We start from the raw sequence: 1,254 nt of genomic DNA, 5'->3' as shown, positions 1-1,254 counted from the left end.
CGGTCGATCCCGACTCACGAGGATGCGCTGCGCGGGGCGATCGATGCCTTCGATTCCCACGGGCCGTCGCTCGCGGACCTGGGTATCGCGGCAGTCGGCCACCGAGTCGTGCACGGAGGCTCCCGGTTCTCCGCGTCGGCGCTGATCGACGACGCACTGATCGCCGAGGTGACCGATCTGGTACCACTCGCCCCGCTGCACAACCCCCCGAACCTGGAGGGAATCCGAGTAGCACGCCGGCTCTTTCCCGACCTGCCACAGGTCGCCGTCTTCGACACCGCGTTTCACCAGACGCTCCCGCGGCAGGCTTACACGTACGCGGTGCCGTTGAACTGGCTGGAGGACCATGGGATCCGCCGCTACGGCTTCCACGGTACGTCGCACGCGTTCGTCTCCCGCGAGGCCGCCCGGCTGCTCGGACGAGATCCGGCAGACGTGAACGTCATCGTGCTGCACCTGGGCAACGGGTGCTCGGCATCCGCGGTGCGAGCCGGGCAGTCGGTCGAGACCTCGATGGGTCTGACGCCACTCGAGGGGCTCGTGATGGGGACCCGTTCAGGTGATGTCGATCCGGCGATCCCGGCGTACCTGACCCGGGAGCTGGGCATGTCGACGGACGAGATCGACCGGGCTCTCAACACCGCATCGGGGCTGAAGGGGCTCGCCGGCGAGAACGACTTCCGTGAGCTGTCGCGACTCCGCGCACAGGGCGACGAACGAGCCGATCTGGCCTTCGACGTGTACTGCCACCGGATCCGCAAGTACGTCGGCGCCTACTACGCCGTCCTGGGAACGGTCGATGCCGTCGTCTTCACCGCCGGTGTGGGTGAGCACTCGGCCGACGTTCGGGCAGCGTCACTGAGCGGCCTGGAACGCCTCGGGATCACCATCGACGACGACCGCAACAACGCCTCGTCCGCCGGAGCCCGCCGGATCTCCACCGACGACAGCGAGGTCGCGGTCTTCGTCCTCCCTACGAACGAGGAATGGCAGATCGCCCGCGAGACGCTCAGCGTCGTACAACCCTGACGGCGATCAGCGCTCGAGGTCCGGAAACTCCAGGTCAAAAGCCGACCGGCGACTGAGCGACGGCCGAACGGCCTGCCCGGGTCGGGACTCTTGCCCGCAGCGCGAGCCTCCTCCTGCGCGCGAAGCTGAGGTATCACCAGTGGGAGGAGCCTCCGATGCCTGACCAGCACTTGCCGGCAGACCACGTCGACAGCATGCTCGAAGCGGCCATCGCGGCCCCAAGCA

1 protein-coding gene is annotated in these 1,254 nt (G+C 67.9%); it reads left to right on the top strand.

Going from position 1 to position 1,254, the window contains the following annotated elements; genetic code table 11:
• A partial coding sequence (locus tag AB0E63_RS46465) for an acetate kinase (protein ID WP_360381347.1) occupies positions 1-1,029 on the top strand: 1,029 nt, incomplete at its 5' end.
• Positions 1,030-1,254 lie beyond the last annotated feature (225 nt).

Source organism: Kribbella sp. NPDC026596 (genome assembly GCF_040638415.1).
In the GTDB taxonomy this organism is placed as follows: domain Bacteria; phylum Actinomycetota; class Actinomycetes; order Propionibacteriales; family Kribbellaceae; genus Kribbella.
The sequence above is the reverse complement of the archived record's forward strand: the minus strand, read 5'-3'. Positions and strand labels throughout refer to the sequence as shown.